The organism is Pseudomonas koreensis (genome assembly GCF_012986595.1).
GTDB classification, from domain to species: Bacteria; Pseudomonadota; Gammaproteobacteria; order Pseudomonadales; family Pseudomonadaceae; genus Aquipseudomonas; species Aquipseudomonas koreensis.
Map to the genome: position 1 here is coordinate 372,065 of NZ_JAAQYM010000004.1, position 16,320 is coordinate 388,384.

Here is a 16,320-nt window from a genome sequence, read left to right on the forward strand (position 1 = left end):
TTCACTATTGTTCATTGTCAATCGCCCAACTGTTCAAATGTGTTCAGCAATGAACGCCCAATCCCCGCGTTTTCGGCACTTTCCGCCACAAATCAACCACTTGCCATTTCTGGCACGAATGTCGCTCTGCTGCACAGGTCGCTTGACTCCAATAATAAAAAGGCCGAGCCATGTCACTCACCCTGGAGCACGTCAGCCGCACCGTCGAGGGCCAGACCTGGATCGACGATGCCTGCCTGAAATTCGAACCCGGATCCTTCAACGTCCTGCTCGGCCGCACGTTGTCCGGCAAGACCAGCCTCATGCGTCTGATGGCCGGCCTGGACAAGCCCGACAGCGGCCGCATCCTGATGAACGGCGTCGACGTGACCCAGCGTCCGGTGCGCCTGCGCAACGTGTCGATGGTTTATCAGCAGTTCATCAATTACCCGACCATGACCGTGTTCGAGAACATCGCCTCGCCGTTGCGCCAGGCCGGTGTGTCGAAAGAGATCATCCACAGCAAGGTGCAGGAAACCGCACGGATGCTGCGCATCGAGAAGTTTCTGCAGCGTTATCCGCTGGAGCTTTCCGGCGGCCAGCAGCAGCGCACGGCGATGGCCCGCGCGCTGGTCAAGGATGCCGAGCTGATCCTGTTCGACGAGCCACTGGTCAACCTCGACTACAAGTTGCGCGAAGAACTGCGCCAGGAAATGCGCGAACTGTTCAAGTTGCGCCACACCATCGCGATCTACGCCACCACTGAACCTAACGAAGCGTTGGCGCTGGGCGGCACCACCACCATTCTTCACGAAGGCCGGGTGATTCAGAGCGGCCCGTCGACTTCGGTCTATCACCAGCCGCAAACGGTGCTGGCCGCCGAGCTGTTCTCCGAGCCGCCGATCAACCTGATGCCCGGGCGCATTGCCGGCAACGAAGTCAGCTTCGCCAATTTCGTGCACTTTCCATTGAACGTCGACCTGCGCCCGGTGGGTGAGGGCGAGTTCCGTTTTGGCGTGCGCCCCAGTCATATCTCGCTGGTGCCGAGCAACGATGACGATCTGGAGCTGGCGGTCACCGTCGAAGTGGCGGAGATCAGCGGTTCGGAAACCTTTCTGCACGTGCGCAACGAGCATTTCCTGCTGGTGCTGCACCTGCCGGGGGTTCACGAGTACGACGTCGATGCGCCGATCCGCATCTACATCCCGACTCATAAACTGTTCGTGTTCGATGCGCAGGGCCGTCTGGTGCAAGCACCGGGCCGGCGTGTCGCGAGGGTTGCCTGATGGCCGAAATCCGTTTGCAGCACCTCGCCCACAGCTATAGCAAGCATCCGAGCGGGCCTGAGGATTACGCGATCCGCGAGATGGATCACATCTGGGAACAGGGCGGCGCCTATGCGCTGCTCGGGCCTTCGGGCTGCGGCAAATCCACGTTGCTCAACATCATTTCCGGCCTGCTCAGCCCCTCGCAAGGGCACGTGTTGTTCGACGGCAAAGCGGTCAATGACCTGACGCCGGAGAAGCGCAACATCGCCCAGGTGTTCCAGTTCCCGGTGGTCTACGACACCATGACCGTGTTCGACAACCTCGCTTTCCCCCTGAGAAATCAGGGCATGGCCGAAGCGAAAGTGCACAGCAAGGTGCAGGAAATCGCCGAGGTCCTCGACCTGCAAAACCTGCTGAGCAAGAAGGCGCGCAACCTGACCGCCGACGAAAAACAGAAAGTCTCCATGGGCCGTGGCCTGGTGCGCGACGACGTTTCGGCGATCCTGTTCGACGAGCCGCTGACGGTGATCGACCCGCACCTGAAGTGGAAGCTGCGGCGCAAGCTCAAGCAGATTCACGAGCAGTTCAACATCACCATGGTCTACGTCACCCACGACCAACTGGAAGCCTCGACCTTCGCTGACAAGATCGCCGTGATGTACGGCGGCCAGATCGTGCAGTTCGGCACGCCCCGGGAATTGTTCGAGCGGCCGAGCCACACCTTTGTCGGCTACTTCATCGGCAGCCCCGGGATGAACCTGATCGAGGTGCGGCCGCAGCCGGGCGGGGTCGGTTTCGCCTCGACGCACCTGCCACTGTCCGACGCCCTGCAGCGGCATATCGAACACGGCCAGTGGAAAAATCTGAAGGTCGGCATCCGCCCGGAATTCATTCATGTGTGGGACGAGCCGTTTGACGAGGCGATGCAGGCCAAGGTCGTACACGTCGAAGACCTCGGCACCTACAAGATCCTCACCCTTGACCTCGATGGCGCGCCGCTGAAGGTGCGCCTGACGGAAGACAAACCGGTACCGCAGGGCACCGCGTACATCAGTTTTCCGGCGCAGTGGCTGATGGTTTATGCCGACGAATTCCTGCTGGAAGACACCGACTCTACCGAGGTGCAGCCATGAACAAGGTGCAGAACAACAAGGCCTGGTGGTTGGTATTGCCGGTGTTCCTGCTGGTGGCGTTCAGTGCGGTGATTCCGATGATGACCGTGGTCAACTATTCGGTGCAGGACATCTTCGACCAGTCCAGCCGCTACTTCGTCGGCGCTGACTGGTACAAGCAAGTGCTGCTCGATCCACGTCTGCACGACTCGTTGCTGCGGCAGTTCATCTACTCGGCGTGCGTGCTGCTGATCGAAATCCCGCTGGGCATTGCGGTCGCCCTGACCATGCCGACCAAGGGCCGCTGGTCGTCGGTGGTGCTGATCATCCTGGCGATTCCGCTGCTGATTCCGTGGAACGTGGTCGGCACCATCTGGCAGATTTTCGGTCGTGCCGACATCGGCTTGCTGGGTTCGAGCCTCAATGCCATGGGCATCAGCTACAACTATGCGGCCAACACCATGGACGCCTGGGTCACGGTGCTGGTGATGGACGTCTGGCACTGGACTTCGCTGGTGGCGTTGCTGTGTTTCTCCGGGCTGCGCGCGATTCCCGACGTGTATTACCAGGCGGCGCGCATCGACCGCGCCTCGGCCTGGGCGGTATTCCGCCACATTCAGTTGCCGAAGCTGAAAAGCGTGCTGCTGATCGCGGTGATGCTGCGCTTCATGGACAGTTTCATGATCTACACCGAGCCGTTCGTGCTCACCGGCGGCGGGCCGGGCAATGCCACGACCTTTTTGAGTCAGACGTTGACGCAGATGGCTGTAGGGCAATTCGACCTCGGTCCGGCAGCGGCGTTTTCGCTGGTGTACTTCCTGATCATCCTGTTGGTGTCCTGGCTGTTCTACACCGCCATGACGCACTCCGACGCCAACCGCTGAGGCCCGGCCATGAGCAAAAGAAAGCTTATTCCGTTGCTGATCTACATCCTGTTCCTGCTGGTGCCGATCTACTGGCTGCTGAACATGTCGTTCAAGAGCAACACCGAAATCCTCGGCGGCCTGACGCTGTTTCCGCAGGATTTTACTTGGCACAACTACAAGGTGATCTTCACCGATCCGAGCTGGTACACCGGTTATCTCAACTCGCTGTATTACGTGAGCCTGAACACGGTGATCTCGCTGAGTGTGGCGCTGCCGGCAGCCTATGCGTTTTCCCGCTATCGCTTTCTTGGCGACAAGCACCTGTTCTTCTGGCTGCTGACCAACCGCATGGCGCCACCGGCGGTGTTTTTGCTGCCGTTCTTTCAGCTGTATTCGTCGATCGGGCTGTTCGACACGCACATCGCCGTGGCACTGGCGCACTGTCTGTTCAACGTGCCGCTGGCGGTGTGGATTCTGGAAGGCTTCATGTCCGGCGTGCCGAAGGAAATCGACGAAACTGCCTACATCGACGGCTACAGCTTCCCCAAGTTCTTCGTGAAGATTTTCATCCCGCTGATCGGCTCCGGGATCGGCGTCACGGCGTTTTTCTGCTTCATGTTTTCCTGGGTCGAATTGTTGCTGGCGCGCACGCTGACCTCGGTCAACGCCAAGCCGATCGCGGCGGTGATGACGCGCACGGTGTCGGCCTCGGGCATCGACTGGGGCGTGCTGGCGGCGGCGGGGGTGTTGACCATCCTGCCGGGCATGCTGGTGATCTGGTTTGTTCGCAACCATGTGGCCAAGGGCTTTGCCCTCGGTCGGGTCTGAGGAACGCATGATGGAATGGATGAGCTGGACCACCCCCACGGCGGGGTTCTTTATCGCCATCGGCCTGTTGCTGGTGGGCATGACCACCTGGGAATTGCGCTCGCCGAGCATCCTGCGGCGAGGGTTTCTGCCGATTGCCACCACCCGTGGCGATCGCTTGTTCATCGGTCTTCTCGGCAGCGCCTACCTGCATCTGCTGGTAATCGGCGTCACCGACTGGAGCATCTGGGTGGCGTCCGCGCTGTCTCTGGTGTGGCTGTTGGTTGTGATGCGCTGGGGCTAGTCGAGTCGCTCGGCAATTGTGCTCCGTAACTCAAACTGGAGGTCTCTATGTTCGACAAAAACAATAAGCTGCGACATAGCATTTCATTGGCAGCCATGCTGGCACTCAGCGGTTTGAGCGCATCTGCCTGGGCCGATGCCTACGAAGACGCTGCGAAAAAATGGATCGGCAGCGAATTCAAACCGTCGACCCTGACGGCGGATCAGCAGCTTGAAGAATTGAAGTGGTTCATCAAGGCCGCCGAGCCGTTTCGCGGCATGGAAATCAAAGTGGTTTCCGAGACCCTGACCACCCACGAATACGAGTCCAAGGTGCTGGCCAAGGCCTTCACCGAAATCACCGGGATCAAGCTCACCCACGACCTGTTGCAAGAAGGCGACGTGGTGGAAAAAATGCAGACCGTGATGCAGTCGGACAAAAACATCTATGACGGCTGGGTCAACGATTCGGACCTGATCGGTACACACTTTCGCTACGGCAAGACCGAATCGATCACCGATCTGATGGCCAACGAGGGCAAGAACTTCACCTCGCCGACCCTCGACATCAAGGACTTCATCGGCATCTCGTTCACCACCGCGCCGGACGGCAAGGTTTATCAGCTGCCCGACCAGCAGTTCGCCAACCTGTACTGGTTCCGTGCCGACTGGTTCGAGCGCGCCGACCTGAAAGCCAAGTTCAAGGAAAAGTACGGCTACGAACTCGGCGTGCCGGTGAACTGGTCGGCCTATGAAGACATCGCCAAATTCTTCAGCGAAGACGTCAAGGAAATCGACGGCAAGCGCGTCTACGGACACATGGACTACGGCAAGAAAGACCCGTCGCTGGGCTGGCGTTTCACCGATGCCTGGTTCTCCATGGCCGGTGGCGGCGACAAGGGCCTGCCCAACGGCTTGCCGGTGGACGAGTGGGGGATTCGCGTCGAGGACTGCCATCCGGTCGGCTCCAGCGTGACCCGCGGTGGTGACACCAACGGCCCGGCGGCAGTGTTTGCCACGCAGAAATACGTCGACTGGCTCAAGGCCTACGCGCCACCGGAAGCGGCGGGCATGACCTTCTCCGAGTCCGGCCCGGTGCCGTCGCAGGGCAACATCGCCCAGCAGATCTTCTGGTACACCGCGTTCACCGCCGACATGACCAAACCGGGCCTGCCGGTGGTCAACGCCGACGGCACGCCGAAATGGCGCATGGCGCCGTCGCCGCGCGGGCCGTATTGGGAAGAGGGCATGAAGCTCGGGTATCAGGACGTGGGGTCGTGGACGTTCATGAAATCCACGCCTGAGAAACAGAAACTGGCGGCGTGGCTTTACGCGCAGTTTGTGACCTCGAAAACCGTGTCGCTGAAGAAAACCATCGTCGGCCTGACGCCAATCCGCGAGTCGGACATCAACTCGCAGGCGATGACCGATCTGGCGCCGAAACTCGGTGGCCTGGTCGAGTTCTACCGCAGCCCGGCCCGCGTGCAATGGACCCCGACCGGGACCAACGTGCCGGACTATCCGCGTCTGGCGCAACTGTGGTGGAGCCATATCGCCGAAGCGGCCAGCGGCGAGAAGACTCCGCAGCAGGCGCTGGATGGCCTGGCCAAGGATCAGGACGCGATCATGACGCGTCTGGAACGCTCCAAGGCCCAGGCGGTGTGCGCACCGAAAATGAACCCGGAACGCGACGCGCAATACTGGTTCGACCAACCGGGTGCACCGAAACCGAAACTGGCCAACGAGAAACCGAAGGGCGAGACCGTGAGCTACAACGAACTGCTGAAATCGTGGGCGGATGCGCGTAAGTAAAAGCTGAAATGTGAGAGGCGAACGGCACCGTAAGGTGCCGTTTTCTTTTGTGCCTGACACACCGCAATCGCGAGCAGGCTCACTCCTACAGGTTTCAGCGGTGTTCACAAAACTCAAAAACCCCCCAATCCCTGTAGGAGCTGCCGCAGGCTGCGATCTTTTGATCCTGATCTTCAAAGGCCAAGGCAAAAGATCGCAGCCTGCGGCAGCTCCTACAGGACATCGCTCAATGCCAGTTTCATGCTTGAATTGCCTGCAAGCGATGGGGCCATGGGTGTCATCGCAGGAAAACCAAGGCGGAATACGGTCATGACGCCGGGCAAGCTTTTAACCTCCGCCACCCCCTGATGCAGGCTCATGATCGAGCGCACGATCGCCAATCCCAACCCTGTGCTGCCCTGCGAGCGCGAACGGGCGCTGTCGACGCGGTAGAAGCGGTCGAACAGGTGCGGCAGGTGTTGCGCCTCGATGCCGGCGCCAGGATTGCTCACCAGCAGTGACGCCTGTGTCGCGCCTTGTTCGATCAGCAAGGTGATGGTTTTACCGTTCGGGCAATGGCGCAGCGCGTTGGATAGCAGATTGGAAATCGCCCGCTGAATCATCAGTCGATCGCCCAACACCGATGCGCTACCAACAACGTTCAAGTGAATCTGCTTGTCCTGTGCCGACAACGAAAACATCTCCGCGACCTTCGCCGCTTCAACCTCCAGTGCCACCGACTCAAACGGCGCCAGCGCCGACGGATGACTGACCTGCGCGAGAAACAGCATGTCCGAGACAATCCGCGCCACGCGCTCCAGTTCCTCGGTGCAGGACACCAGCACGTCTTTGTATTCCTCGGTGGTGCGCTCGCGGGACAAGGTCACCTGCGCCTTGCCCATCAGGTTGTTGATCGGCGTGCGCAGTTCGTGCGCCAGGTCATCGGAGAACTGCGACAACTGCTGCACCCCGGCATCCAGCCGATGCAGCATGAAGTTGATGCCCTGGGCCAGTTCACTCAACTCCTGCGGCATGTTCACCACCGACAGCCGATGGTCCAGGTCCTGGGTCGAGACCATCGCCGCGACTTTGCGAAACTCGCGCATCGGCGCCAGTCCGCGCTGCACCGCGCCCCATGCCGTGAGGCCGATGAACACCAGCAGCAGCGGCAAGGCAATCAGCGTCGAGCGCAGATAAGCACTGAGCAGCGCCTGGTCATGCGCGTTGTCCATCGACAGCAGCACCGGCACGCTGTTGCCATCCTTGAGCCGAATCAGCTTCGACGCCGTGAGGAATTTCGCCCCTTCGGCATCGCTGCTGTCGCTGTAGGTCAACTCATCGGTGGCGGCGCGCACCGCCCGCATTTCCGCACGCGGATCCTTCAACCCGGAACCGGATTTGAGCAACGGAGAACGTTGATTCGCGCGGTCATAAATCGTCAGCGTCAGGTTGTCGTGGCCCATGACCTGATCGAGCAGAATGTGCGGCTTGCCACTGACTTCATTGGCATCGACGTACAGCGACAGGCTGTGCTCGACCTGCGCCATCTTCTTTCGCAGGCTGTCGCGCGACAGCGCATTGAGCTCATGGGTCAGGGCGAAATACGCGAGGATCGCCAGAAACACCACCAGCAAGGCGCCGAGCGTACTTACCGTCAGACCGAGGCGCAGCGACAAACTGGCCGGCTTCATTCCCGCGCCTCCAGCACGTAGCCGACACCGCGCAGGGTGTGGATCAGTTTGTGCTCGAACGGGTCGTCGATTTTTGCCCGTAGCCGACGGATCGAAACTTCGACCACGTTGGTGTCGCAGTCGAAATTCATGTCCCACACCAGCGAGATGATCTGCGTGCGGGTCAGCACCTCGCCGGACTGGCGCATCAGCAAGTGCAGCAGGGCGAATTCCTTGGTGGTCAGGTCGATACGCTGCGCGCCACGAAACGCTCGATGGCGGCCCGGGTCGAGTTCCAGATCGGCCACTTTCAGCACCTGCGGCAGCGGAATGTTTTCGCTGCGGCGCATCAGCGTGCGGACCCGCGCCAGCAGTTCGGGAAACTCGAAGGGCTTGACCAGATAATCGTCAGCGCCCAGATCCAGACCGCGAATCTTGTCCGCCAGGCGCCCGCGCGCGGTGAGCATCATCACCCGCGTTGAGTGGGTGCGGCGCAGTTGTTCCAGCACGCCCCAGCCGTCGAGTTCCGGCAGGTTCACGTCGAGAATGATCAGGTCATACACCTGCTGTTGCGCCAAGTGCAAACCGTCGGCGCCATTCACGGCGTGGTCAACGATATAACCACTTTCGGTCAAACCCTGATGCAAGTATTCGGCAGCTTTAAGCTCGTCCTCGACGACAAGGATTCGCATGATCTTTCACTCACTTTTATTTAATGGAGATTTAATTAAGGTGGTCGGGAACAGTTGTTGTTTTTGTAAGGGCTTCCGGACGGTTCAATAACTCGATGGAAGGCACGGTAAAGGCTGAAGTGGCTACAGGGTCAACCGCTGAAGCCTTTAAAACGGCCGTCTGCGACAGCCTGTCGCAGCAGGGGAACGACGATTTCCCTGTATCGCATTCAAGCAAGTGCTGTTCGGCAGATAACTAACACGTATTTGTTTCCATCTATTGCAACAAAGCCGTTTGCACTTCGCATCCTAGAGCAAAACAACTTTCGCCAACCGTGGATAACGGATTTGTAATGTTCCAGTCACCTTGTCGATAAGTTCAAAACCCTACCGTGGCGCAATCAATGATTCTTGATAAAAGGAAGTCCTCCATTGCCCGGTTTAATACAACTGACGGCGCGATCACGCCTGAACAAAACCGCCAGCGGCCTCTTGTTGTTGGCGTGCAGCAGCCCTGCCAGTGCCTCGACCCTGACCCTGGATCAGGCGCTGCAAAGCGCCTTCGCCGGCAACCCGGATCTCGCCGCCGCGCAGTGGGAAATCGGCATTGCCGAGGGTGATCGCCAGCAGGCCGGGCTGATCCCCAACCCCGAAGTCTCATGGGAGGCTGAAGACACCCGGCGCAACTCGCGCACCACCACGCTGATGCTCAGCCAGCCGATTGAACTGGGCGGCAAACGCGGCGCACGGATTGATGTTGCCAGCCGCGCGCAGGACGCCGCCGGCATCGAACTGGAGCGCAAGCGCAATGCCTTGCGCGCCGATGTGATTCAGGCATTCAACAGCGCGCAAACTGCGCAGCAACGTCTGCAGCTGTCGCGCCAGTCGCTGCAACTGGCCGAGCAAGGTTTGCGTGTGGCCCAAGGGCGCATCGAGGCCGGTAAATCGTCGCCGGTCGAAGGTACGCGGGCGCAAGTGCAGCTTTCTGAAGTGCGCCTGGAAGTGAGCCGCGCCGAGCGCGATCAGGCCAACGCGTATCAGCAGCTGGCGCAGGTCATGGGCGCACCGTTGCCGACCTCGACCAACGTGCAGGCTGCCACGCAAAACCTCGCCAGCGCGCCACCGCCCAGTCGGTTGCTCGAGCGCCTGAACGAGACTGCTGAACTTCGTCTGGCCACGCTGCAGATCGACCAGCGCGAAGCGTCGCTGGGCCTGGAAAAGTCCCAGCGCATTCCCGACCTGACCGTGAGCATCGGCAGCCAGTACAGCGAGACCGAGCGCGAGCGGGTCAACGTGGTCGGGCTGTCGATGCCGATTCCGCTGTTCAACCGCAATCAGGGCAACGTCCTCGCGGCTGCACGCAGAACCGATCAGGCGCGGGACCTGCGCAATGCCACCGAACTGCGTTTGCGCAGCGAAGTCCAGACCAGCCTCGAGCAATGGCAGACCGCCAACGGCGAAGTCAAAGCCTTCAACCAGACCATCCTGCCCGCCTCGCAAAGTGCGGTGGACAGCGCCACCCGCGGTTTCGAAATGGGCAAGTTCGGCTTCCTCGATGTGCTCGACGCCCAGCGCACCCTGATCGCCGCGCGCAGCCAATACATCCAGGCCGTCAGCGAGGCGACCGACGCCCGCGTGCGCCTCGAACGGATCTTCGGCGACCTCAGCGTCAGCCCTTGAATTTCACCTTTCAGACAACTGCGCGATGGCTTGGCGCAGAGGAGTTTCCATGGATAAAAAACTGATGGTGGTCGCGGTGGCGACCTTGGCGCTGGGCATTGGCATCGGCTCGATGTGGCAGGCCCACTCAAATATCGACGCCCACGCGGATGAGGCGTCCGAGCATGCGGATCACGCCGAAGAGGGCGCTGCGGCTGAAGGCGAACATGCTGAAGAAGGGCACATTGAACTGAGCGCCGAGCAGATCGCGGCGGCAGGCATTCAATTGGCCGAGGCGCGAGCGCAGAGCATCAGTCTCGGCCTGTCGTTCCCCGGCGAAGTGCGCTTCGACGAAGACCGTACCGCGCACGTGGTGCCGCGCGTGCCGGGGGTGGTCGAGTCGGTGGCGGTCAACCTCGGGCAACCGGTGAAAAAGGGACAGTTGCTGGCGGTGATCGCCAGTCAGCAGATCTCCGATCAGCGCAGCGAACAGGCGGCCGCGCAACGTCGCCTAGCGTTGGCGCGCACCACCTACGAGCGCGAGAAAAAACTGTGGCAGGACAAGATCTCCGCCGAGCAGGATTTCCTCCAGGCGAAGCAGGCGCTGGAAGAGGCGGAAATCGCCATGAACAACGCCCGGCAGAAAATCAGTGTGCTCAGCGGCAGCGTGGTCGCCACCGGTGGCAATCGCTACGAACTGCGTGCGCCGTTCGATGGTGTGGTGGTGGAAAAACACCTGACACCGGGGGAGGTGGTCGATGAAACCACGGCCGCGTTCACCCTTTCGGACTTGTCCCGGGTGTGGGTCACGTTCGGCGTCTCGCCCAAGGATCTGACCAGGGTGCAGGTGGGTAAACCGGTGACCGTCAGCGCGCCGGAATTGAACGCGCAAGTCACCGGCAGCGTGGCTTACGTCGGCAGTCTGCTCGGCGAACAAACCCGCACCGCGACCGTGCGCGTCACCTTGGAAAACCCGCAGGGCTCGTGGCGCCCCGGGCTGTTCGTCAGCGCACGGGTGGCGACCGACAGCCGCGAAGCGCAAGTCGCCGTGCCGGAAACCGCGATCCAGACCGTCGAGGACAAACCCACGGTGTTCGTGCGCACCGATGACGGCTTCAAGGCGCAGGCCGTCGAGCTGGGCAGCCGCGCAGCCGGCCACGTGGAAGTCACCCAAGGGCTGGAAGCGGGCGTGCAAGTCGCCAGCGCCGGCAGCTTTGTCCTCAAGTCGGAGCTGGGCAAAGCCTCAGCCGAGCACAGCCATTAATCCTGGAAGGTCCTCATGTTCGAACGCCTGATCCAGTTTGCCATCGAGCAGCGCATCATCGTCCTGCTCGCCGTTCTGCTCATGGCCGGTCTTGGTATAGCCAGTTATCAAAAACTGCCGATCGACGCCGTGCCCGACATCACCAACGTCCAGGTGCAGATCAACACCGGTGCCGCCGGGTTCTCGCCGCTGGAAACCGAGCAGCGCATCACCTTCCCGATTGAAACCGCGATGGCTGGTCTGCCGGCGCTGGAGCAGACCCGTTCGCTGTCGCGCTCCGGGCTGTCGCAAGTTACGGTGATCTTCAAGGACGGCACCGACCTGTTCTTCGCCCGGCAATTGGTCAACGAACGTTTGCAGATCGCCAAGGAGCAATTGCCCGAAGGCGCGGAAGCGGTGATGGGGCCGATTTCCACCGGTCTCGGTGAGATCTTTTTATGGACGGTGGAAGCGCAGGAGGGCGCGCTGAAGGATGACGGCACGCCTTACACACCGACCGATCTGAGGGTGATTCAGGACTGGATCATCAAGCCGCAATTGCGCAACGTCCCGGGCGTCGCCGAGATCAACACCATCGGCGGGTTTGCCAAGGAATATCAGATTGCGCCGGACCCAAAACGCCTCGCTGCGTACAAACTCACGCTCACCGATCTGATCACGGCGCTGGAGCGCAACAACGCCAACGTCGGCGCCGGTTACATCGAGCGCAGCGGCGAGCAGTTGCTGATCCGTGCGCCGGGGCAAGTGGCGAGCACCGAGGATATCGCCAACATCGTCATGGCCAATGTCGACGGCACGCCGATCCGGGTGAAGAACGTTGCCACCGTGGAAATCGGCCGCGAACTGCGCAGTGGCGCGGCCACTGAAAACGGCCGTGAAGTGGTGCTCGGCACGGTGTTCATGTTGATCGGCGAGAACAGCCGCACCGTGTCGCAAGCGGTCGCCAGCAAGCTCGAACAGATCAATAAATCGCTGCCGCAAGGCGTGATCGCCGTGCCGGTGTACGACCGCACGCACCTGGTCGACAAGGCCATCGCCACGGTGAAAAAGAATCTCGTCGAAGGCGCGATTCTGGTCATCGCGATTCTGTTCCTGTTCCTCGGCAACATCCGCGCCGCGCTGATTACCGCAATGGTGATTCCGCTGTCGATGCTGTTCACCTTTACTGGCATGTTCAGCAACAAGGTCAGCGCCAACCTGATGAGCCTCGGCGCGCTGGACTTCGGCATCATCGTCGACGGCGCGGTGGTGATCGTCGAAAACACCCTGCGCCGGTTGGCCCATGCGCAGCAGCATCACGGGCGTTTGCTGACCCGCGCCGAACGTTTCAGAGAAGTGTTCGCAGCGGCCAAAGAGGCGCGGCGACCGCTGATTTTTGGCCAGTTGATCATCATGGTGGTGTACCTGCCGATCTTCGCCCTGAGCGGCGTCGAAGGGAAAATGTTCCACCCGATGGCGTTCACTGTAGTGATTGCGTTGCTCGGTGCCATGTTGCTTTCGGTGACTTTTGTTCCAGCGGCGATTGCGCTGTTCGTGACTGGCAAGGTCAAGGAAGAAGAGGGCGCGGTGATGCGCGGCGCACGTCGCGTTTATGCACCGGCGCTGGCCTGGGTGATGTCGCATCGCGCTGTCGCCGTTGGTGCGGCATTGGCCGTGATTGTGCTCAGCGGCGTGCTCACCAGCCGCATGGGCAGCGAGTTTGTGCCGAGCCTCAGTGAAGGGGATTTTGCCCTGCAAGCGCTGCGCGTGCCGGGCACCAGCCTGACGCAGTCGGTGGACATGCAGCAGCGCCTGGAGACGTTGATTCTGGCGAAAGTGCCGGAAGTGGAACGCGTCTTTGCCCGCACCGGTACCGCCGAAATCGCCTCCGATCCGATGCCGCCGAACATCTCCGACAGCTACGTGATGCTCAAGCCCAAGGATCAGTGGCCAGACCCAGGCAAGTCTCGGGAAACCCTGATGGCCGAACTGCAAACCGCCGCCGCGACGCTGCCGGGCAGCAACTATGAACTGTCACAGCCGATCCAGCTGCGCTTCAACGAACTGATCTCCGGTGTGCGCAGCGATGTTGCGGTGAAGGTGTTCGGTGACGACATGGACGTGCTCAACGCTACGGCAGCGAAGATCGCGGCGGCGCTGCAGAAGGTCAACGGCGCGTCCGAGGTTAAGGTCGAACAAACCACCGGGTTGCCGGTGCTGACCATCAACATTGATCGCGATAAAGCGGCACGTTACGGGCTCAACGTCGGTGATGTGCAGGACACCATTGCGGTGGCGGTGGGCGGACGGCAGGCCGGAACGCTGTATGAGGGTGACCGGCGCTTTGACATGGTGGTGCGCTTGTCCGACGCCATGCGCAAGGACATCGAAGGCTTGTCGGCGCTGCTGATTCCGGTGCCGGCGCTGAGCGGCGCGGCGAATCAGATTGGTTTTATCGCGCTGAAGGACGTCGCCAGCCTCGATCTGGTGCTCGGGCCGAACCAGGTCAGCCGCGAGAATGGCAAACGTCTGGTGATCGTCAGCGCCAACGTGCGTGGGCGTGACATTGGTTCGTTTGTCAGCGAGGCCGGTGAGGTGATCGAGCGTGATGTGCAAGTCCCGGCCGGTTATTGGACCAGTTGGGGCGGCCAGTTTGAACAACTGCAATCGGCGGCCAAGCGTCTGCAGATTGTGGTGCCGGTGGCGTTGCTGTTGGTGTTCGGGTTGTTGTTCATGATGTTCAACAACCTGAAGGATGGCTTGCTGGTGTTTACCGGGATTCCGTTTGCCTTGACCGGCGGGGTGATGGCGCTGTGGCTGCGGGACATTCCGTTGTCGATTTCGGCGGGTGTCGGGTTTATCGCGTTGTCCGGGGTGGCGGTGTTGAACGGCTTGGTGATGATTGCGTTTATTCGTAATTTGCGCGAGGAGGGGCGTTCTTTATCCGATGCGATCAACGAAGGTGCGCTGACGCGTTTGCGGCCGGTGTTGATGACCGCGCTGGTGGCGTCGTTAGGCTTTATCCCGATGGCGCTGGCGACCGGCACGGGTGCAGAAGTGCAGCGCCCGCTGGCGACGGTGGTGATCGGCGGAATCTTGTCCTCGACCATTCTCACGCTGCTGATATTGCCGGCGCTTTACCAACTCGCCCATCGCCGGGATGAGGACTGCGTCCCTACCTGACTGTGAACACAACCCCTGTGGCGAGGGAGCTTGCTCCCGCTGGACTGCGCAGCAGGCCGCGCTTTTTCAAATGAAAAGCGAGGGCCGCTGCGCGCCCCAGCGGGAGCAAGCTCCCTCGCCACAGTTACTTTTCAGGCCTGCAGATTTTCCAGCGTGTTCACATTACGAATCTGTAATTCCCCCGCCACCGTCACGATAGGTTCACCTTGTTACCTTGATCCCGTCAGCTACTTAAACGAGGAATCAACGATGAAATTCGCCCCACTGAGCACCTTCGCAGCCGCCCTGATGCTGTCGTCCCTGGCCATGGCCGAAGGCGGCGGTGACCGCACCTTCGACCGGATGATGAGCGCCAACGACCGCGCCGTAGAGCTGTTCGTCGCCAAAGAACAGGCCCGCGACCCGGTGGTCGTCAATGAAAAGAAAGACGACAAGACCAAAGACCTGTAAGCCCGGCGCACTGGAACAAGCCCGTTGTCGTGTGCCGATGCCGGGCTTTTTAAGGAGGAGTAAACATGCAGTTGATCAAATGGATGACCTTCGCCGGTGTCATGGCGATGTCGGTGAATGCATTGGCCGAAGGCGGCGGTGACCGAACTTTCGAGCGCGCCTTCAGCGCCAATGCCAAAGCCATGGAGCAATACGCGGCGGCGCGTGGCAAAGCGGCGCCGGTGGTCAAGGAATTCGAGTACGGCATGAAGCTCGATGTGGTGAAGATCGTCAGCGTGGTGAAGCCGCAGCCAGGTTGCTCGGTGGTCCCGACTGCCATGACTTACGAGGATTCCAAAGGGCAGCTCAATACGCTCAAGTACAGCGTGGCGGGCGTGTGCCGTAACAGCGGTGGCTAGCCCGCCTGAATCGTCGCCCCCCTGTAGGAGCTGCCGAAGGCTGCGATCTTTTGATCTTGATCTTTAAAGTCAAAGCCAAAAGATCGCAGCCTTCGGCAGCTCCTACAGGGGCGTTTTTGCAAAATCACGATCTGTATTTAGATTCGGAATGTTTAAAGGTTGTGTGGGAAAAGCGGAACCTTCCCACAATGTTTTCAGGTTGTCCGTCGGACGTCCGCTCTCTAGCCTGTGTGGGTCGCTGCCAAATCAGCGATCGGGATTGGAACCCCGGGACCCAGAAAGCGCAAAAGTGGCTTTCATGACGTATGCTTGCGCACCTTCGTGGTGTGCACTCTGTTATGGCGGCTGTGCGCGGGAGACTTCAAGTCTGCCGGGTTTTCTGGTCCCCGGGTTCCAACCTGCGTACAGCTGCCACCCTTCGCGTGGAACCGAATGGGCCAGCTCCACCGCAAGACTGGAGATACACCATGAAAAAGCCAACCCCCAATCCCCCCGAAGCAACTGCGTTAACAGACGCTGACCCCGCATCCCCCTACATTTCAGTCGACACTCACAAACTCCACGAAGCCGCCGAGCGCGCCCTCGACTACTACCTCAACCCCGCACCGCCCATCATGGCCACGCCCTACACCGCCAACGCGCTGTTCCTGGTCAACCCCGACGCCGACACCGAATCCCTGCTGGCCAATGCCTGCGAGTCGCTGGCCTCGGCCACGGTGATGCTCGGCGACTTCGCCGCGTTGCTGGAGGGTACGCATCGCAAGACCCTGCTGGGGATTGCGCAGGTCGTCATGCTTGGTGAGCTGGCGGTGAACAAGGCGCTGGATAACGTCGAACCCACTGCATAAAAAATAGCTTCTGTAGGAGCTGCCGAAGGCTGCGATCTCTTGATCTTTAAAATCAAAGCCAAAAGATCGCAGCCTTCGGCAGCTCCTACAGGA

14 protein-coding genes are annotated in these 16,320 nt (G+C 60.5%); 12 read left to right on the forward strand and 2 right to left on the reverse strand.

What is annotated here, in order from left to right; genetic code table 11:
• The first annotated feature begins 170 nt into the window (after window positions 1-170).
• From HBN98_RS14615 to HBN98_RS14640, 6 genes are read left to right on the forward strand one after another with little or no spacing between them, the layout of a single operon-like run.
• Window positions 171-1,265 carry an ABC transporter ATP-binding protein gene (locus HBN98_RS14615; protein WP_064586983.1) on the forward strand — a complete coding sequence of 365 codons (1,095 nt, stop codon included), beginning with the start codon at window positions 171-173 and terminating at the stop codon, window positions 1,263-1,265.
• Window positions 1,265-2,380, forward strand: coding sequence for an ABC transporter ATP-binding protein (locus HBN98_RS14620; protein WP_083366318.1), 1,116 nt, complete (start codon window positions 1,265-1,267; stop codon window positions 2,378-2,380). Before HBN98_RS14615 ends, HBN98_RS14620 begins: the two co-directional genes overlap by 1 nt.
• On the forward strand, window positions 2,377-3,243 hold the full coding sequence (locus HBN98_RS14625; protein ID WP_007912484.1) for a carbohydrate ABC transporter permease: 867 nt from the start codon (window positions 2,377-2,379) through the stop codon (window positions 3,241-3,243). Before HBN98_RS14620 ends, HBN98_RS14625 begins: the two co-directional genes overlap by 4 nt.
• A 9-nt stretch (window positions 3,244-3,252) precedes the next feature.
• Window positions 3,253-4,053: a carbohydrate ABC transporter permease gene (locus HBN98_RS14630; protein ID WP_083366317.1), complete on the forward strand. Its 801-nt coding sequence runs from the start codon at window positions 3,253-3,255 to the stop codon at window positions 4,051-4,053.
• 10 nt (window positions 4,054-4,063) lie between these two features.
• On the forward strand, window positions 4,064-4,336 hold the full coding sequence (locus HBN98_RS14635; protein ID WP_027614647.1) for a DUF2160 domain-containing protein: 273 nt from the start codon (window positions 4,064-4,066) through the stop codon (window positions 4,334-4,336).
• Between the two features lie 47 nt (window positions 4,337-4,383).
• Complete coding sequence (locus tag HBN98_RS14640) at window positions 4,384-6,126, forward strand: ABC transporter substrate-binding protein (RefSeq protein ID WP_064586985.1); 1,743 nt, start codon at window positions 4,384-4,386, stop codon at window positions 6,124-6,126.
• A gap of 212 nt (window positions 6,127-6,338) precedes the next feature.
• On the opposite strand, the gene HBN98_RS14645 is transcribed toward HBN98_RS14640, so the two are convergent.
• Together HBN98_RS14645 and HBN98_RS14650 are read right to left on the reverse strand one after the other, a co-directional pair.
• A complete protein-coding gene (locus HBN98_RS14645; protein WP_083366316.1) occupies window positions 6,339-7,796 on the reverse strand; it encodes a heavy metal sensor histidine kinase in 1,458 nt (485 codons plus the stop codon).
• Window positions 7,793-8,467 (reverse strand): heavy metal response regulator transcription factor, encoded by a 675-nt coding sequence (locus tag HBN98_RS14650; RefSeq protein WP_083366315.1) that lies wholly within the window; start codon window positions 8,465-8,467, stop codon window positions 7,793-7,795. The genes HBN98_RS14645 and HBN98_RS14650 overlap by 4 nt, the downstream gene beginning before the upstream one ends.
• 411 nt (window positions 8,468-8,878) lie before the next feature.
• Between HBN98_RS14650 and HBN98_RS14655 the strand changes: the two genes are divergently transcribed.
• The 6 genes from HBN98_RS14655 to HBN98_RS14680 all read left to right on the forward strand — a co-directional run bounded on the left by HBN98_RS14655 (window position 8,879) and on the right by HBN98_RS14680 (window position 16,227).
• On the forward strand, window positions 8,879-10,126 hold the full coding sequence (locus HBN98_RS14655) for a TolC family protein (RefSeq protein ID WP_083366314.1): 1,248 nt from the start codon (window positions 8,879-8,881) through the stop codon (window positions 10,124-10,126).
• 49 nt (window positions 10,127-10,175) lie between these two features.
• Window positions 10,176-11,369, forward strand: coding sequence for an efflux RND transporter periplasmic adaptor subunit (locus tag HBN98_RS14660; RefSeq protein WP_083366313.1), 1,194 nt, complete (start codon window positions 10,176-10,178; stop codon window positions 11,367-11,369).
• Between the two features lie 15 nt (window positions 11,370-11,384).
• Window positions 11,385-14,531, forward strand: coding sequence for a CusA/CzcA family heavy metal efflux RND transporter (locus tag HBN98_RS14665; protein WP_083366312.1), 3,147 nt, complete (start codon window positions 11,385-11,387; stop codon window positions 14,529-14,531).
• Window positions 14,532-14,780: 249 nt separating this feature from the next.
• Window positions 14,781-14,981, forward strand: coding sequence for a co-regulatory protein PtrA N-terminal domain-containing protein (locus HBN98_RS14670; protein WP_064586991.1), 201 nt, complete (start codon window positions 14,781-14,783; stop codon window positions 14,979-14,981).
• Between the two features lie 65 nt (window positions 14,982-15,046).
• Window positions 15,047-15,379: a DUF2790 domain-containing protein gene (locus HBN98_RS14675; protein ID WP_064586992.1), complete on the forward strand. Its 333-nt coding sequence runs from the start codon at window positions 15,047-15,049 to the stop codon at window positions 15,377-15,379.
• Window positions 15,380-15,846: 467 nt separating this feature from the next.
• Window positions 15,847-16,227, forward strand: a complete 381-nt coding sequence (locus HBN98_RS14680; protein ID WP_083366311.1) for a DUF6124 family protein — start codon at window positions 15,847-15,849, stop codon at window positions 16,225-16,227.
• The last annotated feature ends 93 nt before the right edge of the window (window positions 16,228-16,320 follow it).

Coding starts and splice junctions, on each gene's coding strand:
- HBN98_RS14615 (WP_064586983.1), top strand. CDS start 171: ATGTCACTCACCCTGGAGCACGTCAGCCGCACCGTCGAGGGCCAGACC.
- HBN98_RS14620 (WP_083366318.1), top strand. CDS start 1,265: ATGGCCGAAATCCGTTTGCAGCACCTCGCCCACAGCTATAGCAAGCAT.
- HBN98_RS14625 (WP_007912484.1), top strand. CDS start 2,377: ATGAACAAGGTGCAGAACAACAAGGCCTGGTGGTTGGTATTGCCGGTG.
- HBN98_RS14630 (WP_083366317.1), top strand. CDS start 3,253: ATGAGCAAAAGAAAGCTTATTCCGTTGCTGATCTACATCCTGTTCCTG.
- HBN98_RS14635 (WP_027614647.1), top strand. CDS start 4,064: ATGGAATGGATGAGCTGGACCACCCCCACGGCGGGGTTCTTTATCGCC.
- HBN98_RS14640 (WP_064586985.1), top strand. CDS start 4,384: ATGTTCGACAAAAACAATAAGCTGCGACATAGCATTTCATTGGCAGCC.
- HBN98_RS14645 (WP_083366316.1), bottom strand. CDS start 7,796: ATGAAGCCGGCCAGTTTGTCGCTGCGCCTCGGTCTGACGGTAAGTACG.
- HBN98_RS14650 (WP_083366315.1), bottom strand. CDS start 8,467: ATGCGAATCCTTGTCGTCGAGGACGAGCTTAAAGCTGCCGAATACTTG.
- HBN98_RS14660 (WP_083366313.1), top strand. CDS start 10,176: ATGGATAAAAAACTGATGGTGGTCGCGGTGGCGACCTTGGCGCTGGGC.
- HBN98_RS14665 (WP_083366312.1), top strand. CDS start 11,385: ATGTTCGAACGCCTGATCCAGTTTGCCATCGAGCAGCGCATCATCGTC.
- HBN98_RS14670 (WP_064586991.1), top strand. CDS start 14,781: ATGAAATTCGCCCCACTGAGCACCTTCGCAGCCGCCCTGATGCTGTCG.
- HBN98_RS14675 (WP_064586992.1), top strand. CDS start 15,047: ATGCAGTTGATCAAATGGATGACCTTCGCCGGTGTCATGGCGATGTCG.
- HBN98_RS14680 (WP_083366311.1), top strand. CDS start 15,847: ATGAAAAAGCCAACCCCCAATCCCCCCGAAGCAACTGCGTTAACAGAC.